General features: G+C 64.6%; 20 protein-coding genes and 1 pseudogene. 15 read left to right on the forward strand and 6 right to left on the reverse strand.

Annotation, left to right across the window (positions count from 1 at the left end):
* Positions 1–128 precede the first annotated feature (128 nt).
* On the forward strand, positions 129–722 hold the full coding sequence (locus XH87_RS16990; RefSeq protein WP_035706177.1) for a hypothetical protein: 594 nt from the start codon (positions 129–131) through the stop codon (positions 720–722).
* A 74-nt stretch (positions 723–796) separates the two neighbouring features.
* Here XH87_RS16990 and XH87_RS16995 read toward each other — a convergent pair whose 3' ends face one another.
* Positions 797–2,269, reverse strand: coding sequence for an FAD-binding oxidoreductase (locus XH87_RS16995; protein ID WP_271588157.1), 1,473 nt, complete (start codon positions 2,267–2,269; stop codon positions 797–799).
* A 499-nt stretch (positions 2,270–2,768) separates the two neighbouring features.
* Here XH87_RS16995 and XH87_RS17000 point away from each other — a divergent pair, with 499 nt between their 5' ends.
* The 3 genes from XH87_RS17000 to XH87_RS17010 are packed head-to-tail and all read left to right on the forward strand — an operon-like array spanning position 2,769 to position 5,437.
* Positions 2,769–4,196, forward strand: a complete 1,428-nt coding sequence (locus XH87_RS17000) for a TadE/TadG family type IV pilus assembly protein (protein ID WP_035706236.1) — start codon at positions 2,769–2,771, stop codon at positions 4,194–4,196.
* A gap of 12 nt (positions 4,197–4,208) precedes the next feature.
* Positions 4,209–4,769 (forward strand): TadE/TadG family type IV pilus assembly protein, encoded by a 561-nt coding sequence (locus XH87_RS17005; protein ID WP_035706169.1) that lies wholly within the window; start codon positions 4,209–4,211, stop codon positions 4,767–4,769.
* Positions 4,770–4,783: 14 nt separating this feature from the next.
* On the forward strand, positions 4,784–5,437 hold the full coding sequence (locus XH87_RS17010) for a TadE/TadG family type IV pilus assembly protein (protein WP_035706166.1): 654 nt from the start codon (positions 4,784–4,786) through the stop codon (positions 5,435–5,437).
* A gap of 1,125 nt (positions 5,438–6,562) precedes the next feature.
* Here XH87_RS17010 and XH87_RS17015 read toward each other — a convergent pair.
* Positions 6,563–7,738, reverse strand: coding sequence for a patatin-like phospholipase family protein (locus XH87_RS17015; RefSeq protein WP_271588158.1), 1,176 nt, complete (start codon positions 7,736–7,738; stop codon positions 6,563–6,565).
* Positions 7,739–7,971: 233 nt separating this feature from the next.
* Between XH87_RS17015 and XH87_RS17020 the strand changes: the two genes are divergently transcribed.
* The 3 genes and pseudogenes from XH87_RS17020 (at position 7,972) to XH87_RS17030 (ending at position 11,291) form a co-directional block, all read left to right on the forward strand.
* Positions 7,972–8,751 carry an acetoacetate decarboxylase gene (locus XH87_RS17020; RefSeq protein WP_271588159.1) on the forward strand — a complete coding sequence of 260 codons (780 nt, stop codon included), beginning with the start codon at positions 7,972–7,974 and terminating at the stop codon, positions 8,749–8,751.
* Between the two features lie 110 nt (positions 8,752–8,861).
* A pseudogene (locus XH87_RS17025) lies at positions 8,862–9,877 on the forward strand (transporter).
* 37 nt (positions 9,878–9,914) lie between these two features.
* Positions 9,915–11,291: a carbohydrate porin gene (locus XH87_RS17030; RefSeq protein WP_271588160.1), complete on the forward strand. Its 1,377-nt coding sequence runs from the start codon at positions 9,915–9,917 to the stop codon at positions 11,289–11,291.
* Here the strand turns inward: XH87_RS17030 and XH87_RS17035 are convergent.
* From XH87_RS17035 to XH87_RS17045, 3 genes are all read right to left on the reverse strand, one after another.
* A complete protein-coding gene (locus XH87_RS17035; protein ID WP_271588161.1) occupies positions 11,288–12,577 on the reverse strand; it encodes an MFS transporter in 1,290 nt (429 codons plus the stop codon). The genes XH87_RS17030 and XH87_RS17035 overlap by 4 nt on opposite strands.
* A gap of 109 nt (positions 12,578–12,686) precedes the next feature.
* The gene (locus XH87_RS17040) at positions 12,687–13,883 is read right to left on the reverse strand and encodes an acetyl-CoA C-acyltransferase (protein WP_271588162.1); all 1,197 of its coding nucleotides are present in this window, start codon (positions 13,881–13,883) and stop codon (positions 12,687–12,689) included.
* 312 nt (positions 13,884–14,195) lie between these two features.
* Positions 14,196–14,966: an enoyl-CoA hydratase gene (locus XH87_RS17045; protein WP_271588163.1), complete on the reverse strand. Its 771-nt coding sequence runs from the start codon at positions 14,964–14,966 to the stop codon at positions 14,196–14,198.
* Between the two features lie 156 nt (positions 14,967–15,122).
* Here XH87_RS17045 and XH87_RS17050 point away from each other — a divergent pair, with 156 nt between their 5' ends.
* Together XH87_RS17050 and XH87_RS17055 are read left to right on the forward strand one after the other, a co-directional pair.
* Positions 15,123–15,656, forward strand: a complete 534-nt coding sequence (locus XH87_RS17050; RefSeq protein WP_271588164.1) for a PaaI family thioesterase — start codon at positions 15,123–15,125, stop codon at positions 15,654–15,656.
* 64 nt (positions 15,657–15,720) lie between these two features.
* Entirely contained in the window at positions 15,721–16,347 is a 627-nt protein-coding gene (locus XH87_RS17055; RefSeq protein ID WP_035706132.1) for a TetR/AcrR family transcriptional regulator, read from the forward strand.
* A 154-nt stretch (positions 16,348–16,501) separates the two neighbouring features.
* Here XH87_RS17055 and XH87_RS17060 read toward each other — a convergent pair whose 3' ends face one another.
* Entirely contained in the window at positions 16,502–17,410 is a 909-nt protein-coding gene (locus tag XH87_RS17060; protein ID WP_271588165.1) for a LysR family transcriptional regulator, read from the reverse strand.
* Positions 17,411–17,512: 102 nt separating this feature from the next.
* Here XH87_RS17060 and XH87_RS17065 point away from each other — a divergent pair, with 102 nt between their 5' ends.
* From XH87_RS17065 to XH87_RS17090, 6 genes are all read left to right on the forward strand, one after another.
* A complete protein-coding gene (locus XH87_RS17065) occupies positions 17,513–19,009 on the forward strand; it encodes a CoA-acylating methylmalonate-semialdehyde dehydrogenase (protein ID WP_271588166.1) in 1,497 nt (498 codons plus the stop codon).
* A 162-nt stretch (positions 19,010–19,171) separates the two neighbouring features.
* On the forward strand, positions 19,172–20,317 hold the full coding sequence (locus XH87_RS17070; protein ID WP_271588340.1) for an isobutyryl-CoA dehydrogenase: 1,146 nt from the start codon (positions 19,172–19,174) through the stop codon (positions 20,315–20,317).
* The gene (locus XH87_RS17075) at positions 20,314–21,381 is read left to right on the forward strand and encodes an enoyl-CoA hydratase/isomerase family protein (protein WP_271588167.1); all 1,068 of its coding nucleotides are present in this window, start codon (positions 20,314–20,316) and stop codon (positions 21,379–21,381) included. Before XH87_RS17070 ends, XH87_RS17075 begins: the two co-directional genes overlap by 4 nt.
* A gap of 26 nt (positions 21,382–21,407) precedes the next feature.
* Complete coding sequence (gene mmsB / locus XH87_RS17080; RefSeq protein ID WP_035706117.1) at positions 21,408–22,298, forward strand: 3-hydroxyisobutyrate dehydrogenase; 891 nt, start codon at positions 21,408–21,410, stop codon at positions 22,296–22,298.
* Entirely contained in the window at positions 22,298–24,016 is a 1,719-nt protein-coding gene (locus XH87_RS17085; RefSeq protein ID WP_271588168.1) for an AMP-binding protein, read from the forward strand. Before mmsB ends, XH87_RS17085 begins: the two co-directional genes overlap by 1 nt.
* Complete coding sequence (locus XH87_RS17090; RefSeq protein ID WP_271588169.1) at positions 24,017–24,496, forward strand: MaoC family dehydratase; 480 nt, start codon at positions 24,017–24,019, stop codon at positions 24,494–24,496.
* The last annotated feature ends 52 nt before the right edge of the window (positions 24,497–24,548 follow it).

The following is a 24,548-nucleotide window of genomic DNA, read 5'->3' on the forward strand; positions in this document are numbered from 1 at the left end:
AGTCTATTTGACGATTGCAGGTCGTGGGCGCAATGCAGCCATTTTCAGCCGCTCTTTAGGCCCATTTCAGCCAAACTGTTATTGATTTCTCGGTGACCGGGGCAGGGCCTCTCATTTGGAGTCCTGCAATGTTCAAGCGAGTATTTTCTGCGTGCCTTTTCGTTGTTTTTGGTTGTGTCGCTTCGGAAGCTCGACCCTATCGTATTCATCAAGCCCCTGAATGCAATGTCACCATGCCTTGCGACTTCTCGTATTCGCAGACGCGACGCGAGCGGACTTCCAGATCCTCACCAGCGACCAGATCTTCTCTGATTTCCAGGTCCTCACTACAAGCCTATCGCTCGACGCAACTGACAGTGACCGATGCTGGGGGCACCGCCGCGCCGGCGACCGTCTCCAGTGTCTCCGGCGCTCGCATTGTCGGGGGCCGTCCGGCCGGTTGCCCTTCGTCCTTCTGCGGCTGCGGCGCGGCCCTGCGCGTGTTCGGCCGTATCGTGCCGGAATTGAATCTTGCGGCCAATTGGCTGCGCTTTCCGCGGACATCGCCCGCACCGGGAATGGTTGCTGCGCGACGAGGACACGTCTTCGTCCTGGAGCAGCATCTCGGAGGCGACGTCTGGCTGGCCTATGACGCCAATTCGGGCGGGCACTCGACGCGAATCCATGCGCGTTCATTGCGGGGGTATACGATCGTCAACCCGCGCGGCGGTTCGACGGCTTGAGGACAGCGGACGCCGCTCTCGACAAGACCGCGGACGGGTCGCAACATCTTTGCCACCCGTCCGCGCAGCCTCGATCACAGTCGCAGCACCTTGCCGGGATTCATGATGTTCTGCGGATCGAGCGCCCGCTTGATGGTGCGCATGATGTCGAGTTCGGTCTTCGACCGGTAGTGGCTGAGCTCGTCGAGCTTGTCGATGCCGATGCCGTGCTCCGCCGAGATCGAGCCGCCCATCGAAGTGATGAGATCGTTCACGGCCCGCGTGATCGCGCCCTTGTATTGGGCCAGCGTCTGCTGATCCATGCCGACCGGCCCCATGAACGAGAAATGCAGATTGCCGTCGCCGATATGTCCGAGCGGGTAGGGCCTGATGCTCGGGAGAATGTCGAGCACGGCCTTTGTCCCCTTGTCGATGAACTCCGGTATCCGGGAAATGGCCACCGACACGTCGTAGCTCAGCCCAGGTCCTTCGGCGCGGGACGCCTCGGCGACACCCTCCCGAATCCGCCACATGTTGCGCGACTGGCTGACCGTATGAGCGATCGCGGCATCGAGCACACGACCGGCCTCGAGCTGATCGGCGAGAAACTGCTCCAGCTTCTCGGACATGCCCTCGGTCCCGTCCCGGCGTGCCCGCGCGGACGACCATTCCAGCAGGAGATACCACGGGGTGTCCGCCCTGAGCGGATCCTGGGTGCCGGGAATATGGCGCAGCACCATGTCGATCGCGCTGCGGCTCATCAACTCGCAGGAGCCGACATTGTCCTCGGACGCGGCATGGGCTTCGGACAGGATCTCCAGCGCCGCGCGTGGATCCCGGATCGCCAGCCATGCGGTGCAGACGTCCTTCGGCGCCGGCCATAGCTTGAGCACGGCCTTGGTGATGATGCCCAGCGTGCCTTCGGCGCCCATGAAGAGGTGCTTGAGGTCGTAACCGGTGTTGTCCTTCTTGAGCGCGCGCAATCCATCCCAGACCTCGCCGTTGGGCAGGACGACTTCGAGCCCCAGGACGAGGTTGCGGGCATTGCCATAGCGCAGCACCTGCACGCCGCCGGCGTTGGTCGAGAGGTTGCCGCCGATCATGCACGAGCCCTGGGCGCCAAGGCTGAGCGGCAGGAATCTGTCGTGTTCGGCCGCTGTCTCCTGAAGCGTCTGCAGCACACAGCCGGCCTCGACCGTCATCGCGTAACCGACGGGATCGACATCCAGCACGCGGTTCATGCGGCCCAGCGACAGCACGATGCCGGTGTGCGCAGGCCAGGGCGTGGCCCCGCCCATCAGGCCGGTGTTGCCACCCTGCGGCACGATCGCGACGCCGTGCCGATGGCAGAGCCGGACCACTTTCGAGACTTCCTCGGTGCTGCCGGGACGAACGACGGCTCCGGCACGTCCAACCAGCAGTCCGCGCCAATCCGTCACGAACGGCTGCTTGCCGTGCTCGTCCTCGATCAGGCCCTTCTCGCCGACGATCGCGCGCAGCGAATCGCGCATTTGGGCGGTCAGCGGAGCGGTTGGAATGATGGGTTCGGACGGACCGGCAGCCGGCATTTGCTTCCCCTGGCGCATCTTGGTGTGCACTGCGCACGTAACGTGCGTTTGGGGTATTGTCCACGTTTGCGCCGTGGAGTCTAACGGCAATATGGTTCTTGGCCCGTAAAGCCTGGCGAGCAGGGCGCTTCTTGCGTCGACCACCGTTCATGGGGTCGTTTTCGGCGGTCTTGTTTGCGCCGCCCCCAAGTCGCGCCTGACGCGCCCTTCGTCTGCCGGTGCACGTCGTGTACCCGCCGGTACCCCGCGGATGATTCCGTTAACCGTCGATCTCTGCGATCGCGTTTAGGCGGCGTTAATGATTCTTTCTCGATGCGACACATCTCCCTTTGCTGCAGTCCATGTTTGTGGATTGCCCGTAAGTGTTGATTAAGAAGGCCATATCCATATTCCGGCCTGCGACGCGCGGGCGATCGGCAGCAAGAACGCTGCGGCCTCCCCCATCACGAGATTTCAGGGAAGTGTTTTTGCCGCAACGGCGGCATTCAGGATGAAGGTCATGCTCCGCCGCGTAGTGCTCTGTTTCGCGAGAGATCGGAAGGCCAACGTCGCCGTCATTTTCGCGCTGACGATGGTCCCTATCATCTTTCTCCTGGGCATGACGCTCGACTACACGCTGGCCTTGCGCAAGCGCGAGCAATTGAACGCAGCCGCCGACGCGGCCGCGATTGCGGCCGTGAGGCCTGCGATGCTGACGCAGACCGACAAGGCCGTCGTCGAGGCGACTGCGGCCGCCGTCTTTGCCGCGAAGGCGAATCTTCCCGGTCTGGCGGCCGTGCCGACGCCGACGATCACGGTCACGGATTCCGGTCTCGCGCGGAGCATCACGGTTTCCTACACCGCGCAGTCCGTGAACAATTTTCCCGGCGTGCTCGGCAAGCAGACCTGGCAGGTGGCCGGTTCGGCGACGGCGAAGGCGTCCAGCGCGCCCAACATGAATTTCTACCTGTTGCTGGACGACTCGCCGTCAATGGCGATTGCTGCGACGCAGACCGACATCAACAACATGATCACGGCCACGAAGAACCAGCCTTCGGGTTCGAAGAACTGCGCGTTCGCGTGTCACGAGACGAACCCGCAAAAGGACAGCGGCGCAACATCCTCGACCAAGGATAACCTCACGATCGCGCGCAACAACAACATCGCGCTGCGTATCGATCTCGTGACCAATGCCGTCAAACAATTGCTCGTGGGGCCCTGGTCGTGCCCGCAGTCGGGTGTTTCGGGCGGCGTCATGCAGTGCATGTCGGCGCTCAACAACACCGCCTACAAGGCCGCCATCTATACCTTCGACTACGGCCTGAATACGATCCAGACGCTGACCACCCCGACCACCGCCGGCACGAAGATCGCCAACATTCAGCTGATGACGGTCGACCACCAGAACTGCATCGTTACCGACAGCAAGGGCAACTGCGTCTACAGCACTGACTACGGCACGGACATCTCGGGCGGGCTCACGGGCGTCAACGCGGTGATGCCGGCGCCGGGCACCGGCACCAACCAGGCGGGCGATACGCCGCAGGAGGTGGTCTTCCTCGTCACCGACGGTGTCGAAGACAAGCTGATGCCGAAGCCAGGGACCTGCGACCCCAATGCCACCTATCCGCTCCCGACGGGCAGCAGCACGACCGTGCGCTGCCAGCAGCCGCTGAACACGACGGTCTGCACGACGATCAAGAACCGCGGCATTCGCATCGCGGTTCTCTATACCGAGTATCTGCAACTTCCGAGCGACAGCTGGTACAACAGCCGCATCGCGCAATTCAACAATCCGTCCTCATCCACGGGCCAGATCGCGCAGAGGCTGCAATCATGCGCCTCGCCGGGTCTGTACGCGAGTGTTCAGACCGGTGGCGACATTTCCGCGGCGCTGACCAACCTCTTCATCAAGGTTGCGTCCAGCACGGCCAGCCTCGTGCAGTAGAGAAGAGCCGCCATGACTGGACCGGGTAGTGCAACGAAAAAGAGGCGCCGCAATCGCTGCGCCGCTTTCGCGCGGGACAGCAGGGGCGCCACGGCCGTCGAATTCGCGCTGGTCGCCGCGCCGTTCCTCGCCCTCCTCATCGCATTGATCCAGACCTTTCTCGTCTTCTTCGCCCAGCAGACGCTCGAAACCATCGTGCGCCAGTCGGCGCGCCTCGTCATGACCGGACAGGTTCAGTCCGCGCAGATGTCGCAGGCGGCCTTCAAGCAGAAGGTCTGCGATCAGATCGTGATCCTGTTCAATTGCAGCGGCCTGATGGTGGACGTGCAGGTGGCGACCGCGTGGACATCCGCGAACACGGCGATGCCCACCCTGACCTACGACGGCTCGGGCAAGGTCAGCAATGTCTGGCAATACGATCCGGGCAATGCCGGCGACATCGTCGTTCTCCGCGTGATGTACGAGTGGCCGGTGGTCCTCGGGCCGCTCGGTTTCAACCTCTCGAACCTTTCCAACGGCAACCGGCTGATCATGTCGTCCGCCGCGTTCCAGAACGAGCCAGGAGCCACCTGATGATCGGCCACCTGATGATTTCCGCCCTGACGTCTCGCGCGCGGCAGCTGTTGACCGACGTCCGCGCCGTTGCAGCGACGGAGTTCGCCATCGTGACCCCGTTCATGCTGGTGCTCTATGTCGGCGGCGTCGAGCTCGGCAACGGGCTGGCCATGAACGTCAAGGTCAGCGCGACCGCGCACAGTGTCGCCGACATGATCACGCAGAACACGGCCGTCACCTCGACCCAGATGGACGGCATTCTCGCGGCCGCGACGGCCATCATGGCCCCATATCCCATCAAGAATGGCAGCTCTTCCCTGATGACGATCACGGTCTCGGAGGTCTCGACCGACAGCAATGGCAAGGCGACGGTGCAATGGAGCAAGTCGACGAGCTCGTCGGGCGCACGAACCGTTGGTGAGCAGATGACCTTGTCGTCCTTTACCGCGCCGAGCGGTACCAGCAACGCCAACATCTCCCTCATCCTGAGCGAGGTGTCCTATGACTACACGCCCAACCTCGGCTTCACCATCGCCGGCACCGTCAAGCTGTCCGACAGCTACTACCTGTTCCCGCGCTGCTCGACCAACAGCCCGGCCACGTCGAGCTTTCCCTACTATGACGTGAAATATCCGGCGACGGCGACCTGCACCTGCGTGCAGCATTTGCAGCAGAAGAGCTGCTGATCATCAATCACGGCCGCGGCACCCGGCCGCGGGCAATGGCGTCAATATCGTCAGCGCCTGCTGACCATGCTCTTGGGTTCCGATGCCGGCGGACAGGGGCGAATGGCCGGGAGAATGTCGAATAGCGGCCGCCTGGCCATCGCGCCGCCGCATGACGTCTTAAAATTCGCTTTACAAGAATTCGGATTTGTCGTAGATCTCTGCGCATCCCGCCCGCCACAAGGGGCGTTTCGCGATCGTCACGAGACGCGGGCAGGGTGCGGTGGCCGCGACGGCGTCGGCGCGCTGGGCAAGCTGCAGGGCGGGAATCTCCGTGAGCAGCAGCAGGCGCGGTACGACACGGCGTCGACAGCGTCCTCGTTCGGCCTCGAAGGTGAGCGCACGCCAGCCATCGGGGACAGGAGCGGGGATGTGCGCGGACGGCAAAATCGTGTGGTCCTGACGACCGGGGTCTGTGCGTCAAGTCTTGCGGTGATGTGTGTTGCCCGACCGGGCGCGCACGTCAGCCATCCGCGAGGCGACGGGGGCAATAGTGCATCGCTCCCCGGGGAGAGCGCGACATAAGCCGTAAGACCATCCGCGCAGGGAAGGCCGGTCGCTCGGCTGCACCTGTAGTCCACCCCGTGCGCGTCTTGCTCGCACACGGGACCGCGGGTGCCAGCCGCGCCCGGCCTTCCCTGCGCCCTTTCTTGCGAGATGGGGCAACGAAGAGAGCAAAGCTCGGGCGAAATGAGTCGCGAGAATGCGAGGCCGTGTCTGCAGATCAAGTGTCAGTTGGGCAATCGCGATGGTGCAACTTGCTCCGTCATTGCGAGCGGAAGCGAAGCGATCCAGAATCTCTCCGCGGAGGCAGTCTGGATTGCTTCGTCGCTTCGCTCCTCGCAATGACGGATTGTGTGGCTATGACGCGCATCCCTCTCGTGTCCCGGACGCGCTGCAGCGTTCTTGCGCTGCTGCGCAGAGCCGGGACCCAGCGGGCTACAGCACGTGCTGCAACATAGGCCCCGGCTCTGCAGCGCATCACTTCGTGCTGCGCAGCGTCCGGGGCACGAGAGCGGAGTTTGGCGCGAAACTGTTTCCACATCGTCATTGCGAGCGGCACTCGCAATGACGAGGAGGATGGAGTTACGCGCTCTCCGTTTCCCGGTGCACGTCGTGCACCACGAGGCCCATGCCTTGCTCCGGCATCTTTATCCAGTCGCGGCGCTTCAGGGTGCGCTTGGTGTCTTCATAGCCGCTGGTCCAGTGCTCGCGCGTCGAGGTGCCCGAGAACTCGTGGTCCTTGGCGTCGCCCTCATAGGCCTTCTGCTGGTAGATCAGATGCAGGATCGCGATCTCCGGCATGTTGCGCAGGCTCGCCTTGAGCTTGCGCTCCTCCTCGGAGAGCTGCTCGTCCGGCAGCTTCGCCAGCGCCTTGTAGAGCAGGACCTTGAGATTGTGCGTGCGGCGATAGACGTCGGTGTTGTGGCGCGTGCGCGAGGAGTACATGATGTCCTTGTGGCGGGCCATCACGTCCTGGATGGAGCGCGGCAGCACGCCCCGCGCGCTGAACAGGTCGACCTGGAACACCAGCGAATTGAGCGAATCCTCCTGGTCGAGCAGATGCTGGAGCGGCGTGTTGGAGACGATGCCGCCGTCCCAGAAATGATCGGTGCCGATCCGCACCATCGGCAGCGCCGGGGGCAGGGCGCCGGAAGCCATGACGTGCTCCGGCTCGATCTCGTCATGGGCGTTGTCGAAATAGATGAAATTGCCCGAGAGCACGTTCACCGCGCCGACCGCGAAACGGACTTTCTTCTCGTTGATGAGATCGAAGTCGACCAGCTCGAGCAGGCTCTCCTTGAGCGGCATCGTGTCGTAATAGCTGGTCGCGGTCCGCGCGCCGACCGGGCTGAACCAGGGATTGACCTGGTGCGGGGTGAAGAAGCCGGGCTGGCCCAGCGCCGACGTCATCCACGCGCTGGTGAGATTGCGCCACTGGCGGAAGACGTCGCCATCGGGCGTGTAGTGCCAGATCTTGCGGTTGGTGATGCGCTCCCAGAAGATGCGCAGCGCATCGAGCCGCTTCTCCGGCCTGTTGCCGGCGATGATGGCGGAGTTGATCGCGCCGATCGAGACGCCGCAGGCCCAGTCCGGCTCGATGCCGGCCTCGTGCAGCGCCTGGTAGACGCCGGCCTGATAGGCGCCGAGAGCGCCGCCGCCTTGCAGCACCAGCGCGACCCGGTCGCAGCGCTCGGGACGCCAGCCCCGCGCGGGCGGCTGATGAGTCGAATGCATCGGTTGCGACGTGCGGGCGTCCATGCTGGTGCCTCCCTGCGTATTCTCAAACGATTGCGTCCTGCGGTGACGGCGTGATGACAAGGTCGGCGCCGATGCATCGGCTGCATGCACGGTGGCTGCAACGGAATGGCCGCGGGTCATGCGCCTGACGGAAATCCATCACATCGCAGTCAATGAGGCCGGCTAGCAATTTGCGTCGCCGCATGATGCTGCCGGGCCGGCATCGGAGACATCGCACAGCAGGAGAACAACCGATGCGCAGGGAAGACGTGCTGAGGCTTCCGTCCATGCCGGCCGCCGGACCGAGCTATCCGGCCGGGCCCTATCGCTTCGTCAACCGCGAATTCCTTGTCATCACCTACGAGACCGATCCGGAACTGATCCGCGCCGGCCTGCCTGAGCCGCTGGAGCCGGTCGAGCAGCCGATCGTGCATTACGAATGGATCAAGATGCCGGATTCCTCCGGCTTCGGCAGCTACACCGAGTCCGGCCTCGTCATTCCCGCACGCCTCAACGGCGAGGAGGTCAACTTCGTCTCCCAGATGTACCTGGACGACGATCCGCCGATCGCGGCGGGCCGCGAGATCTGGGGCTTTCCGAAGAAGTACGCACATCCAAAACTCGAGATCGTCAAGGATACGCTGACAGGCACGCTGGAATATGCCGGCCAGCTCGTCGCGATGGGCACCATGGGCTACAAGCACGAGAGCATGGCCGGCAACGGCGATCTCACCCGCGCCACGCTGTCGAAGACGCAGATCAATCTGAAGATGATCCCAGGGGTCGACGGCCGCCTCGAAGTCTGCCAGCTCGTGGCCATCAACCTCACCGACATCGTGCCGAGGGGCTCCTGGATGGGACCCGGCCGATTGCATCTGGTGCCGCACGTGAATGCGCCGGTTGCGGATTTCCCGGTCCGCCGCTGCCTCGGCGCGCATCATTACATCGCCGACCTGACGCTGCCGTTCGGTCGCGTCGTCCATGACTACATCAGGGAAGCCGAGGCCGCCGCAACCGGCCTGGCCGCGGAGTAGGGTCCATCATCAAACTGTAACACTGGCGTAATTGAGTACCCGCGTGGGTCCGGAAGACGCCGTCGGCTATCCTCCGGATACGAGGCATCTGTTGATGGTTGGGGTTGGCCATGGTTGAGCCGGCGAAGCTTGTCAGCGCGCTGTCGAACGCTGACCCCGCCATTCCCGGCCTCGTCTGGGCGTTCCGCCTGCACAGCGACGGCAGCGCCGAGGCGCTCCCGATCGACCGGCCGATCGAGTTCAGTCATGACGGCCGTCTCTGGCTGCATTTCAATCTGACCGACGCGCGCGTTCGGCCGTGGATCGCGGCATCACAACTGCCGCAGCTGGCGCGCGAGCTATTGCTGTCGAACGATACCTTCCAGCAGCTTCACGTCATCGATCACTGCGTCTATGGCGTGTTCTCCGACCTCGTGCGCGAGATCGGCAGTCCAACGGAGGAGACCGCGTTCCTGCACTTTGCCATGACCGAGCGCCTCCTGGTCAGCGGCCGCCATCAGGCGCTCTGCTCGGCGGATGCGACGCGCCGCGTGCTCGAAGGTGGCTACCGCGTCGACAATGTCGCCCATCTCCTGGAGAAGATCGTCGACGAGGTCGCCGACACGCTCGACAGGATGGCCGACACGCTCGGGCAGGAGATCGACGACATCGAGGAACGCATCCTCGCCGACGATGCGAGGCCGGAGATGCGCCGCAATCTCGGCCGGCTGCGCCGGACCTGTGTCAGGTTGCATCGGCAGCTCACCGGCCTGCGCGTGCTGTTCCACCGCCTCGACCAGAAGGACACCGATCACCTGTCGCCGGCGTTGCGCATCCGCGCCGGCAAGCTGGCGCAGCGGCTCGACGGCCTCGATCACGACATCGTCGAGCTGCGCGAGCGCAGCCGGCTGCTCGAGGAGGAGCTGCGCTTCAAGAACGAGGAGGAAAGCAACCGCCACCTCCATACCTCTCGATCGTGACCTCGCTGCTGCTGCCGCCGACGCTGGTCACCGGCATCTTCGGCATGAACACCAAGGGCCTGCCGCTCACCGAAGTCGAGACTGGATTCCTCTGGGCGGCGGTGCTGATGGCTTCCTCGGTTGCTGCGGCCTACCTCTTCATGCGGCGGGCGGGCATCTTCAAGTAGCGTATCGATCGTGAGTTGGCTTGCCGAGAGAGCTCCGTTGCGACGCGCGGCCACGATTGCGCTGGCGTGCACGGCGGGGAGTACCAGTGCATTTGCCGGCGCCAAGGATGAGAGCGCGGCTGCATGGCTGTTCCCGAAATGGTTCAACGAGTGGCATGACGGCCTCGCCGACAAGGGCCTGAATTTCGGTGCGATCTATATCGCGGACAATATCGCCAACGCCACGGGTGGCGTGAAGCGCGGCGCCATCCATTTCGGACGCCTCGACCTCTCGGTCGATGCCGATCTCGACAAGCTGGTCGGCTGGACCGGCGGCCGCTTCTACGCCAATGCCTTCGTGATCTACGGCCGCGGACTCTCCCGCAACAACGTCCAGAACCTCGCCACCATCAGCGAGAGCGAGGCGCTGCCCGATCAGCGGCTCTACAACGCCTATGTCGAGCAGAGCTTCTTCAATGATCGCCTGAACATCAGGGCAGGCCAGCAGGCGGCCGACGTCGAGTTCTTCGACAGCCAGACCGACGATCTCTTCGTCAACGGCACCTTCGGCTGGCCGGCCATCAAGGCGAGCAACCTCCCGGCCGGCGGCCCGGCGCCGCCGATCGCGGTGCCCGGAATCCGCATCAAGGCTGTGTTGACGGACAGGGTCACCGCCTATGGCGCGGTGTTCAATGGGGATCCGTCGGGCCCGGGCGATATCGATCCGCAGCTGCGCGACCATCATGGTCTGGCCTTCCGCGTCAACGATCCGCCCTGGTTGATCGGACAGGTCCGCTTCAACTACGATATCGATGTCGGCGACCGCCCGCTCGCCGGCAATTTCACGCCGGGCGCATGGAAGCACTATGGCTCGTTCGACAGCCAGCGCTTGACTGCGGAGGGCTTCTCGATCGCGGATCCCGGCGGCAGCGGCATCCCGGCGAAACTTCGCGGCAATTACGGCATCTTCGCCGTGATCGAGCAGGTGCTCTATCGCCCGCCGTCGGTGACCGAGACCAGCACCTCGGCCTCGCTCCCGGGCGTCACGGCGTTCGGCCGCATCGCTTACAGCCCGCCGGACCGCAATCTGATCGATCTGTACATGGACGGCGGCATCGGCTTCGTTGGCTTCACGCCGGGCCGGCCGCTCGACCGCTTCGGGGTGGCGATGGCCTATATGCGGATATCGAACACCGCGCGCAATCTCGATCTCGACACGCAGGCCTTCGCCGGCATCCGGAGTCCGGTGCGCAGCACCGAGACCCTGATCGAGATGATCTACGAGGCGCACATCAAGCCGGGCTGGCTGGTCGCGCCGTACTTCCAGTATGTGCTCCGTCCCTCCGGCGGCATCCCGAATCCGAACGATCCGGCCGGAGTTTCGCGGATCGGTGACGCCGCCGTGTTCGGCGTCACCACCACGATCAGGTATTAGGCCGTCGCCGGCTGGAGTTTCGGCTGCCGGGACAGCGCCAGCACGATCAGGGCAGCGAACACGCAGAGCGCGCCGGCGATGAAGAACGCCGGCAGGTAGCTCTGATAGACCGTCCGCGAGAAACCGGCTCCGAACGCGGCCGTGCCTGCGCCGAGCTGATGGCCGGCGAAGATCCAGCCGAACACCAGATTGGCGCGCTCGGGCCCGAATTTCTGCGCGGTGAGGCGCACCGTCGGCGGCACCGTGGCGATCCAGTCGAGACCATAAAACATCGCGAAGACGGAGAGGCCGTAGAACGAGAAATCGCTGAAGGGCAGGAAGATCAGCGAGAGCCCGCGCAGGCCGTAGTACCAGAACAGGAGCCAGCGATTGTCGTAGCGGTCCGACAGCCAGCCCGACATGATCGTGCCAAAGAAGTCGAAGATGCCCATCGCGGCGAGCAGGCTCGCGGCCTGCACCTGCGGGATGCCGAAATCGAGGCACATCGGGATCAGGTGCACCTGGACGAGGCCGTTGGTCGAAGCGCCGCAGACGAAGAAGGTCGCGAACAGGATCCAGAACGCAGTCGACTTCGAGGCATCGCGCAGCGTGCCGAGCGCAACGCCCGTGATCGAGCCGTGACTCACCGGCGGTGCGGGCTGGGGTGTGGAGCCCTCGTCGCCGAACGGCCGCAGGCTGACATCGCTGGGACGGTCGCGCATCGCGAGCAGCACGGCCAGTGCGGAAACGCCGAGCATGACGCAGACGAAACCGAGCGCGAGCCGCCAGCCATAGCGTTCGGTGAGGCTTGCCAGCAGCGGCAGGAACACGAGCTGGCCGGTGGCGACGCTCGCGGTCATGATGCCGACGACGAGGCCGCGTCTTGCTGCGAACCAGCGCGTGGCAATGGTCGCGCCCAGCACCAGCGCGGTCATGCCGGTACCGATCCCGATCACCACGCCCCATAGGGCGACGAGCTGCCAGACCTCGGTCATGCCGAGCGAGAGCACGAGCGCTGAGACCACGATCAGCTGGGCGGCGAGCGTGACGTTGCGCAGGCCATAGCGGTTGAGCAGGGCGGCCGCGAACGGCGCCATCAGCCCGAACAGGATGAAGCGGATCGACAGCGCGGAGGAGATCTCCGCCGTGCTCCAGCCGAACTCCTTCTGAAGCGGCACGATGAACACGCCGGGCGCGCCGACCGTTCCGGCGCTGATCAGCGCGGCGAGGAAGGTCACGCCGACCATCACCCAGCCATAATGGATGTTGCGGCGGGAAAGTGCTGCCGCGAGCCAGTTCGAGATCATTGGGCCTCAATGTTGTTGGCGGGCCTTTGGGACCCGCGCCATCGTTGCAATCTGACACAGAGAAGGAAAGTCTTAAATGCCAGACTTCCCTCAATTTCGGACATCGGCGCTAGTGCGACAGGCGCTCCACGGCGATCGCCGTGGCCTCGCCGCCGCCGATGCAGAGCGCGGCGATACCGCGCTTGAGATTTTGCGCCTCCAGTGCGTGCAGCAGGGTCACGATCAGCCGCGCGCCGGTCGCGCCGATGGGATGGCCGAGCGCGCAGGCGCCGCCGTTGACATTCAGCTTCTCGCGGGGAATGCCGAGATCGCGTTGCGCCGCCATCGCCACCACGGCGAACGCCTCGTTGATCTCGAACAGGTCGACATCGGAGGCAGCCCAGCCGACCTTGTCGAGCAGCTTGCGGATCGCCGGAATCGGCGCCGTCGTGAACCATTGCGGCTCCTGGCTGTGGGTGGCGTGGCCCTTGATCTCGGCGAAAGCAGGCAGGCCAAGCCGATCGGCGAGCGAGCGCTTCGTCAGCACCAGCGCGGCGGCGCCGTCGGCATTGGCGGAGGAGGCGGCGGGCGTGATGGTGCCGTTGGCGCGGAACGCCGGCTTCAATCCGGGGATCTTGGCCGGATCGACCTTCAGCGGATGCTCGTCATTGGCGATGACGCGCGGGCCGGCCTTTTCGCTCAGCGTGATCGGCGCGATCTCGGCCCTGAATGCGCCGCCCTCGACCGCCTTGCGCGCGCGACTGAGCGTCTCCATCGCGTAGGCGTCCTGGTCCTTGCGGGTGAACTGATAGGCTTCAGCCGTGGCCTCGCCGAAATCCCCCATGGAGCGGCCGGTCTCGTAGGCGTCCTCGAGCCCATCCATCATCATGTGATCGATGATGCGGTCATGGCCGACGCGATAGCCGCCGCGTGCCTTGGCGAGCAGATAGGGCGCGTTGCTCATGCTCTCCATGCCGCCGGAGACGACGATCTCTGCCGAGCCGGCGCGGATGATGTCGTGCGCCAACATGGTCGCCTTCATGCCGGAGCCGCAGACCTTGTTGACGGTGGTCGCGCCCGTGGCGTCGGGCAGACCCGCTGCGCGCGCGGCTTGGCGCGCGGGGGCCTGGCCCTGTCCGGCCGGCAGCACGCAGCCCATGAAGACCTCGTCGACCTTCTCGGGCGCAAGCTTGGCGCGCTCCAGCGCCGCGCCGATCACGTGCGATCCAAGCCTGTGGGCGGGAAGCGGCGATAGCTCGCCCATGAAGCGGCCGAGCGGGGTGCGGGCGGCGGAAACGATGACGATGGGATCGGCGGCTGCGGCCATGACGGAACTCCCTGGCAATGATGGGTAAGATTATGGTCATCATATGATGCGGCGCAAAAAATGCAACCGCGGCCGGGATGAGAAAATCTTGCGGTTCGCATGAGATTTGGTCGTGCAAGCGAAGCTGGGCAGGCTCTAGGAACGAGGGCGCTCCTCCAAAGACGGAGTCATGCCCCGGCTCGACCGGGGCATCCAGTACGCCGCGGCTTGTCGATTCAAACCATAACTGTCTCGGCCTACTGGGCGGATTCAACCGGTCGCGCCGGCGATGACAGCGTCGCGCGCAGCGATCACCATGCCTCCGCCCAGAACCTAGCGCTTCCGGTTCACAAACGCGCCCATCAGTCGCGTCGGCTCGTCCGTCAGGAACGACTCGCCGAACACTTTCACGCTGAGGTTCACCGACTCCGTCAGCGGCAATTCTTCCCACTGCCGCAGCAGCGCTTTCTGCGACCGCAGCGCCTCAGGGCCGCATTCAAGCAAGGCCTTCACCAGATGCTCGATCTCGGCATCCAATCCGCCCACGGGGGCGACCTTGTCGATCAGACCCCAGGCGAGCGCGGTGGCTGCGTCGATATTCTCCGCCGTCATCACCAGCCAGCGCGCGCGGGCCCAGCCGATCAGGCGCGGCAACAGTGCGGCATGGATCACCGAGGGGATGCCGACGCGCACCTCCGGCATGCCGAAATGGGCATCATGCGCGGCGATGCGGAAATCGCAGGCCGCCGCCACTTCGAGCCCGCCGCCGAGGCACCAGCCGGGCATGCGCGCGATCACCGGGGCAGGGAAGGCGCGCACCGCCTCGCAGAGATCGCGCAGGCGAGTGATGAAGGCTTCGGCGGATTTCTGGTCGAGCCTGGCCATCTCCTTGATGTCCGCGCCGCCGATCATGCTCTTCTCGCTCTGGCCGCGCAGCACCACGACGCGGATGCTGCGGTCGGATGCAAGCTGCTGGAGGCCTTCGCGCACGGCGTCGGTCACGGGCGAGCCGAGAATGTTGAGCGTGCCGGCGTTGCAGATGGCGACATGGGCGACGCCGCGCGTGTCGCGCGTCACCCCGCAGTGGTTGTTGAGCATTTCCATCGTGGCATCTCGAAAGTTTCGTGGACGCGTGCGAAGCGCACTGGTCGAGAGCACTTCCGGGCCCAAATGCGCCGCTTGTCAAGCGGGCTGGCGGGACTGAGTTGCCAGCGCGAGGTCCGTAGCATAGTATGATTGATGTCATACAATGAGGTGGCCATGACCGATGTCGATCAAATCGCCCTGTTTTCGCCAGCGCAGCGGCGTGAGCGCGTGGTGGACTGGCAGGTGCCGGCGCCGGTCGCGAGAGCGGCCATGGGGCTGTCAGGCATGGACACCATGCTGGGAATTCGCGACGGCCGTCTGCCGCCGCCGCCTTTTGCGAAACTGATCGGTTTCACGGTGGGAGTGGTCGAGCAGGGCCGGATTGTCATGGAACTGGAGCCGCGCGAGGATCTTGAGAATACCATCGGTCTGCTCCACGGCGCGACCGCAGCGGCGCTGCTCGATACGGCCATGGGATGTGCGATCTCGACCCGGCTCGAGGCCGGACAAAGCTCGGTGACCCTCGATCTGAAACTGACCTATTTGCGCCCGCTGTCGGTTCGTTCCGGGCTGATCTCCGCCGAAGGCAAGATCATCAAGCTGGGACGCCAGACCAGCTACACCGAAGGTTTCGTCCGCGACGGTAAGGGGGCCCTGGCGGTGCATGCAACTGCAACCTTCTCCATGATCGGCAACAACTTAACATGAATTAATGCACCGTTCGGCCCACTTTCGTGCTATGGGATGATCTCCGACATTCAATGAGATCCGCATGCGCTATTCCCGGGAACACAAGCAGGAAACCCACGATCGGATCGTGAAGAAGGCCTCCGTGCGGCTGCGCGAGAAGGGCGCTCATGGCATCGGCGTCGCCGACCTCATGAAGGAGGCGGGCCTGACCCATGGCGGCTTCTACGCGCATTTCGATTCCCGCGAGGCGCTGGTGATCGAAGCGTTTGCCTATGCCATGGACCGCTCGATGGAGCACTGGCGCAAGCTCACCGGCGAAGCCGCTCCTGAAAAGCGGCTGGCGCTGGTCGCGGAAAGCTATCTCTCGACGCTGCATCGCGACAATCCCGGCCATGGCTGCTCGATTCCCGCGCTGGGCGCCGAGATCGCCCGCGAGAGCCCGAAGACGCGAAAGGCGTTTGCCGGCAAGCTCGACCAGATGATCGAGATGATGACCGATTACATCCCGAACATGCCGCGCAAGGCCGCGCGCAAGCAGGCGATCGCGACGCTGGCGACGATGGCCGGCACCATGCTGCTGGCGCGCATCGCCGGCTCGAGCGAACTGTCGGACGAAGTGCTGAAGGCGGGCCGGGACAGCGCGCTGGGCGGTGCGAAGCGCGAGCCGAAGGTGCCTGCTGCGAAGAAGCCGCGCGAGAAGCAGAACTAGCACCGGGTATGCGCCGGGCCTCATGCTGAGGAGACCGCGAAGCGGTCGTCTCGAAGGATGGCCGCGGACGAGATTTGGGCCTGCATGGTTCGAGACGGCGCTTCGCGCCTCCTCACCATGAGGGGCTGGCTTTGTGCCTCGCTCCTGCGAATTTCTACCGTCCCGCAAACAGCGCCCGCTCGCGCTCGACGATCTCGCTGATGTAATCTGCCACGGCCCTGATCCGCGCGAGGTCCTTGCTGTCGGCGTGCATCAGCATCCAGAACGTGCGTGTGATCGAGATCTCCTCCGGCAGCACGGCCTCAAGCTGCGGATGGTCGCTCGCCATGAAATGCGGCAGCACCGCGATGCCGAAGCCGGAGAGCGTGGCATTGAGCTGCGCGATCAGATTGGCGCTGCGGAAGCGCGCGGAAATTCGCGGCGACACCTGCGGCAGGTAGTCGAGCTCCGGCGTGAACAGGAGCTCCTCGATGTAGCCGACGAAGCGGTGCGGCGGCAGGTCTTGCCGTGAAGAGATCTTGGGAAAGCGGTCGAGATAGGCCGGCGCGGCATAGAGGCCGAGGCGGTAGTCGAGCAGCTTGCGGCCGACGATGCGGCCTTCCTTCGGCATGGTCAGGCTGATGGCGATATCGGCCTCGCGCTTGGAGAGACTGAATAGCCGCGCGGTGGCCACAAGTTGCAGATCGAGATCGGGATAGCGGTCGGCGAAGGGGGCGAGCCGTGGCGCCAGGAAGGCGGTGCCGAACCCATCAGGCGCGCCGATCCGCACGGTGCCCGTCAGCCGGGCCACGGACCCGCCGACCTGCTCCTGGTTGGCGACGATGGTCGATTCCATGGCCTCCGCGCTGTCGGCGACACGCTGGCCGGCCTCGGTGAGGAGATAGCCGGTCTTGCGCCGGTCAAACAGCTTGGCCGACAGGTGCTTTTCCAGCCGGTCGACGCGGCGGATCACCGTGGCGTGGTCGACGCCGAGCTGTTTTGCCGCAGCCGATACCGAGCCGCCCCGCACGACGGCGAGCACGAAGCGAAAGTCGTCCCAGTCGATAGCGCCTTGATCCAGCATTTCCGCACATCTATGGTGCAATATATCAGACTTGAATCCTATAAAATGCAGGTCAATAGGATTTGTCAAAGCGACCACGCTCGGCCTGAAGGAGATCATTCCATGCGTTCAATCGGACATTTCATCGGTGGCAAGGAGGTCAAGGGCACCTCGGGCCGCACCGCCGACGTTTTCGAGCCGATGACCGGTGACGTCCAGGCCAAGGTGGCGCTGGCGTCCAAGGCCGAAGTCCGCGCCGCCGTGGAAAACGCCCGTGCCGCCCAGCCGGAATGGGCCGCGACCAACCCGCAGCGCCGCGCCCGCGTCATGATGAAATTCGTGGAGCTGGTGCAGCGCGACTACGACAAGCTCGCCGAACTGCTCGCCCGCGAGCACGGCAAGACCGTGCCCGACGCCAAGGGCGACATCCAGCGCGGCCTCGAAGTCGCGGAATTCGCCTGCGGCATCCCGCATCTGATGAAGGGCGAATACACCGAAGGCGCCGGCCCCGGCATCGACATCTACTCGATGCGCCAACCGCTCGGCGTCGTCGCTGGCATCACGCCGTTCAATTTCCCGGCGATGATCCCGATGTGGAAGTTCGCCCCCGCGATCGCCTGCGGCAATGCCTTCATCCTCAAGCCCTCGGAGCGCGATCCCGGCGTGCCGATGCTGCTCGCCGAGCTGATGATGGAAGCGGGCCTGCCGGCCGGCATCCTCAACGTCGTCAACGGCGACAAGGAAGCGGTCGACGCCATCCTCGACGATCCCGACATCAAGGCCATCGGCTTCGTCGGCTCGACGCCGATCGCGCAGTACATCTATGAGCGCGCCGCCCAGACCGGCAAGCGCTGCCAGTGTTTTGGCGGCGCCAAGAACCACGCCATCGTCATGCCCGACGCCGACATGGACCAGGCCGTCGACGCGCTGATCGGCGCCGGCTACGGCTCGGCCGGTGAGCGCTGCATGGCCGTGTCCGTCGCGGTGCCCGTCGGCAAGTCCACCGCCGATCGCCTGATGGAAAAGCTGATCCCGCGTGTCGAGTCGCTCAAGATCGGCACCTCGATCGATCCGTCGGCCGACTACGGTCCGCTGGTCACGCGCGAAGCTGTCGAGAAGGTGAAGAGCTACATCGACATCGGCGTCAAGGAAGGCGCGACGCTCGCCGTCGATGGCCGCGGTTTCAAGATGCAGGGCTACGAGAACGGCTTCTATCTCGGCGGCTCACTGTTCGACAACGTCACCAAGGACATGCGAATCTACAAGGAAGAGATCTTCGGGCCGGTGCTCTCGGTGGTGCGCGCGCACGATTACAAGGAAGCGCTGGCGCTGCCATCTGATCATGACTACGGCAACGGCGTTGCCATCTTCACCCGTGACGGCGACGCTGCGCGCGACTTCGCGGCCAAGGTCAACGTCGGCATGGTCGGCATCAACGTGCCGATCCCGGTGCCGATCGCCTATTACACCTTCGGCGGCTGGAAGAAGTCCGGCTTCGGCGATCTCAACCAGCACGGCCCGGACTCGATCCGCTTCTATACCAAGACCAAGACGGTGACCTCGCGCTGGCCGTCCGGCGTCAAGGAAGGTGCGGAGTTCTCGATCCCCCTGATGAAGTAAGGCTGGAGCCCAGCCCGTCATTGCGAGGAGCGTAGCGACGAAGCAATCCAGAGTCTTTCCGCGGAGGCAGCCTGGATTGCTTCGCGGAGCCTGTCATCGGGGCCGCGCTTCGCGCGGACCCGGTGGCTTGCAATGACGATGGGGCAAGAGGGTAGCGGCAGCATGCAGTTCGCTCTGAACGAGGATCAGATCGCAGTTCGCGACATGGCGTTGGTGTTTGCGGCGGAAAAGATCGCGCCGCACGCGCTGCGCTGGGACGAGGAGAAGCATTTCCCCGTCGACGTCATGCGCGAGGCTGCCACGCTCGGCATGGGCGGCATCTACATTCGCGACGATGTCGGCGGCTCCGCCCTGACGCGGTTCGATGCCGCGCTGATCTTCGAGGCGCTGGCGACGGGCTGCCCGACCACCTCGGCCTTCATCTCCATCCACAACATGGCGAGCTGGATGATCGATGCCTTCGGCAGCGACACCCAGCGCCACACATGGCTGCCTAAGCTCTGCACCATGGAGCTGATTGCGAGCTACTGCCTGACCGAGCCGGGCGCCGGCTCGGATGCGGCAGCGCTGCGCACGCGCGCGGTGCGCGACGGCGATCATTACGTTCTCAACGGCCAGAAGCAGTTCATCTCGGGCGCCGGCGGCACCGATCTCCTGGTCGCGATGGTCAGGACCGGCGGCGACGGCCCCGGCGGCATCTCGACCCTCGTCATCGACGGCAAGACGCCGGGCGTGTCGTTCGGCGCCAATGAGCGCAAGATGGGCTGGAACGCGCAGCCGACCCGCACGGTGATGTTCGAGAACGCCCGGGTGCCGGTGGCCAATCGCCTCGGCGAGGAAGGCACAGGTTTCAAGATCGCGATGGCTGGCCTCGACGGTGGCCGCCTCAACATCACGGCATGCTCGCTCGGCGGCGCGCAGACCGCGCTCGACAAGGCGCGCGCCTACATGAAGGAACGCAAGGCATTCGGAAAGCGTCTCGACGAATTCCAGGCGCTGCAATTCCGTCTCGCCGACATGGCCATCGAGCTGGAGGCCGCCCGCACGTTCCTGTGGCGCGCAGCTGCGGCGCTGGACCGCAAGGACCCTGATGCCACCATGCTGTGCGCGATGGCCAAGCGCTTCGGCACCGACGTCGGTTTCGAGGTCGCCAACCACGCCCTCCAGCTTCACGGCGGCTACGGCTACCTCAGCGAATACGGCATCGAGAAGATCGTGCGCGACCTGCGCGTGCACCAGATCCTCGAAGGCACCAATGAGATCATGCGGCTCATCGTGGCGCGCAAACTGATCGAGGGTGCGCGATGACGTCAGTGGAGGAGGGCGATCTGGTCGCCCGTGTCGAGGGGACGGCCGGCATCATCCGGCTCAACCGTCCCAAGGCGATCAATGCCGTCACGCTGGAGATGTTTCGCGATGTCGAGAAGGCGCTCGACCGCTTCGAGGCCGATCCGGCCGTGGCCGTGATCCTGCTCGAAGGCGCCGGCGAGCGCGGCTTGTGTGCCGGCGGCGACATCCGCACGCTCTGGGAAAGCTCGAAGGTCAATGGCGACCTCGGCAAGATCCTGTGGCGCGAGGAATACATCCTCAATGCCCGGATCAAGAAATTTCCTAAACCCTATGTCGCCTTCATGGACGGCATCGTGATGGGCGGCGGTGTCGGGCTCTCCGCCCATGCGAGCCACCGCGTTGTCACGGATCGCACGAAGCTGGCGATGCCCGAGGTCGGGCTGGGATTCTTTCCCGATGTCGGAGGCACTTATTTGCTGTCGCGCTCGCCGGGCGAGATCGGCACCTATTTCGGGTTGACCGGCCAGACCATGAACGGGCCGGACGCAATCCACGCGAAGTTCGCGGACTGGGTGGTGCCGGCTTTGAAGCTCCCGGAGTTGCGCGAGGCGCTGACGAGGCTGCGCTCCGGGGTGAACGCAGCCGATGTCGGCAAGTTCATCGACGGCTTTGCAACCGGCGAGATCGCAGGGCCGGTCGCGGCGAAGGAGCCGGCGATCGATGCGCTGTTCGGCTTCGATCGCATGGAGGACATTTTCTCGGCGCTGAACCGTGACGGCTCCGACTTCGCACAGGCCACGCTGAAGACGCTCAACGAGAAATCGCCGCGCGGCATGGTGGTGACGCTGAAGCTCTTGCGGCTCGCGCGCAAATCGTCGAGCCTGGAAGAGTGCCTGGTGCGCGAGTACCGCGCCGCGCTGGAAGTCTTCCGCAGCGACGATTTCCGCGAAGGCGTGCGCGCCGCCGTGATCGACAAGGACCGCAACCCGACCTGGTCGCCGCCGCGGATCGAGGATGTGACGCCGGAGATGCTTGCGCCGTATCTCGCCGAGATCGGCGCCGACGAATTGAAGTTTAACTAGTCAACGCTGCAGCGGAGGAAACGACAATGGCCACGATCGCATTCATCGGTCTCGGCAACATGGGCGGTCCGATGGCCGCCAATCTGGTCAAGGCCGGCCACAGGGTGGTGGCGTTCGATCTCGTCGAGGCCTCGCGCAATCAGGCCAAGGCCGATGGCGCCGGCATTGCCGAGAGCGCAGCCGGTGCGGTGAAGGGCGCCGATGTCGTCGTCACCATGCTCCCCGCAGGCAAGCACGTGCTCGGCGTCTGGAACGAGGTCGTGCCAGCCATGACCAGGGGCGCGCTGATCATTGACTCCTCCACCATCGACGTCGAAAGCGCGAGGGCCGCGCATGCGCTGGCTGCCAAGCAAGGTGTGCTCTCGGTCGACGCGCCGGTCTCCGGCGGCACGGGCGGTGCCAAGGGGGCGACGCTCACTTTCATGTGCGGCGGTGACGACAAGGCATTTGCGGTGGCAAAGCCGGTGCTCGAGAACATGGGCAAGAAGATCGTCCATTGCGGCGGCGCCGGCGCGGGCCAGGCGGCAAAAATCTGCAACAACATGATCCTCGGCATCTCCATGATCGCGGTGAGCGAGGCATTTGCGCTCGGCGAGAAGCTCGGGCTTTCGCATCAGGCCCTCTTCGACGTCGCCTCGACCTCCTCCGGCCAGTGCTGGTCGTTGACGACCTATTGCCCGGTGCCGGGCCCGGTGCCGACCTCGCCGGCCAACAACGACTACAAGCCGGGCTTTGCCTCGGCGCTGATGGTGAAGGACCTGACCTTGGCGCAGGACGCCGCGAAGGCTGCGGGCGCGGCGACGCCGCTCGGCAAGCATGCGCAGGAGATCTATCAGTCTTTCGACGCAGCCGGTCAGGGTGGGGTGGATTTTTCCGGAATTATCAAGCACGTTAGGAGCCTGGCCGGGAAAGCTTGATGACGACATTCCAGGAAGCGCGCGCGTTTCTGCTAAAGCACCGCACGGATTACGAGGCAGCGGTCAAAGGATTCCGCTGGCCCGATCCGGCGCCCTTCAACTGGGCGCTCGACTGGTTCGACGCCGAGCTGGCGACAAATGCGGACAGCAGGGATCGTCCGGCGCTCTGGATCGTCGATGCTGCGCAGGATCGGCAGACCAAGCTGTCCTTCTCGGTCCTCTCGAAGCGCTCGAACCAGGTCGCCAACTTCCTCCGCGCGCAGGGCTTGAGGCGCGGCGACCACCTTTTGCTGCTGCTCGGCAACGTGGTTCCGCTGTGGGAGACGATGCTGGCGGCGATGAAGCTCGGCGTCGTCGTGATTCCAGCGACGACGTTGCTCACCGCAGAAGAACTTCGCGACAGGCTGGATCGTGGCAAGGCGAGGGCGGTGGTGGCCGCTGAGGACCAGGTGGCGAAGTTTGCGAGCCTTGGCACCCGGAATGTCGCTCGCATCGTGGTCGGCGCGGCTTCCGATGGTTGGCTGGCCTATGACGAGGCGTCGAAAGCGTCGGAGAGCTTCACGCCTGACGGTCCAACCAATGCCGACGACCCGATGCTGCTCTATTTCACCTCGGGTACGACCGCAAAACCAAAACTGGTGCGGCACAGCCAGCGCAGCTATCCGGTCGGCCATCTCTCCACCATGTACTGGATCGGTCTGAAGCCCGGCGATATCCATCTCAATATTTCGTCGCCCGGCTGGGCCAAGCATGCCTGGAGCTGTTTTTTCGCGCCGTGGAATGCCGGGGCGACCGTATTCGTGGTCAACCAGCCGCGCTTCGATGCCAAAGCGCTGCTCGCCACCATCGGCCGCTGCGGCGTCACCACGCTGTGCGCGCCGCCGACGGTATGGCGGCTGTTCATCCAGGAGAATCTTGCATCGTTTAAGGTGGCCCTGCGCGAAGTCTGCGGCGCCGGCGAACCGCTGAACCCTGAAGTGATCGATCAGGTGCGCGCGGCCTGGGGCCTCACCATCCGTGACGGATACGGCCAGACCGAAACCACGGCGCTCGCCGGCAACTCGCCGGGCCAGAAGATCAAGGTCGGCTCGATGGGCCGGCCGCTGCCGGGCTATCGCGTGCAGATCAGCGACGCCGACGGGAGCCCGGCCAGGGAAGGCGAGGTCACGCTGGTGCTTGGGACTGGGCGCCCGGCCGGCCTGATGCAAGGCTATCAGGGCGACCATGGCGAGTTGCTGGGGGCCGAAGGCGAGCTCTATCGCAGCGGCGATGTCGTGTTCGAGGACGACGAGGGCTATCTCACCTTCGTCGGCCGCTCCGACGACGTATTCAAGTCGTCCGATTATCGCATCAGTCCGTTCGAGCTCGAGAGCGTGCTGCTGGAGCATGAGCTGGTCGCGGAAGCCGCGGTGGTGCCGAGCCCCGACCCGATCCGGCTCGCCATCCCCAAGGCCTTCGTGCTGCTGACGTCGGGCGCGGAGCGGTCACCCGAGACCGCGCTCTCCATCTTCGAACATCTGCACACGCGCCTCGCGCCATTCAAGCGCATCCGCCGCCTCGAAATCGTCACCGAGCTGCCGAAGACGATCTCTGGAAAAATCCGTCGCGTCCAGCTACGACGGCTGGAACGCGACAATGATCGCGACGATCCGCTGCGCGGCCGGGAATTCCGCGAGGAGGAGTTTCCGGAGCTGGCAAAGACACGGAGCGAGACCTAAGTGAACGAAGTCTGGAAGAAGCCGCCGATTACGCTTCAGGCCTATCAGGCCATGGTCGGCAAGGAGATCGGCGTGTCCTCGTGGCACCTGATCAACCAGCCCCGCATCGACACCTATGCCGACGTGATTGAGGATCACCAGTTCATCCATGTCGATCCGGAACGAGCGAAGAAAGAGACCGCTTTCGGCAGCACCATCGCGCACGGTTTCCTGACGATGTCGCTGCTGTCGATCATGTCCTATGAGGTGATGCCCGTCATCGCAGGCACCACGATGGGGGTGAACTACGGCTTCGACAGATTGCGCTTCATCTCGCCGGTCCGCTCGGGCAAGCGCATCCGCGGCCGTTTCGTGCTGGCCGAAGCCAAGCTCCGCAAGCCGAACGAGTTGCAATCCCGTACCAATGTCACGGTGGAGATCGAAGGCGAGGACAAGCCCGCGCTGGTCGCCGACTGGCTCGGCCTGATCTATTTCGCCTGATACCGCGTGTCGTTGCCGGGCTTGACCCGGCAACCCATCGCTGCTCAAAAGC

The organism is Bradyrhizobium sp. CCBAU 53415, assembly GCF_028128735.1.
Taxonomy (GTDB): Bacteria; Pseudomonadota; Alphaproteobacteria; order Rhizobiales; family Xanthobacteraceae; genus Bradyrhizobium.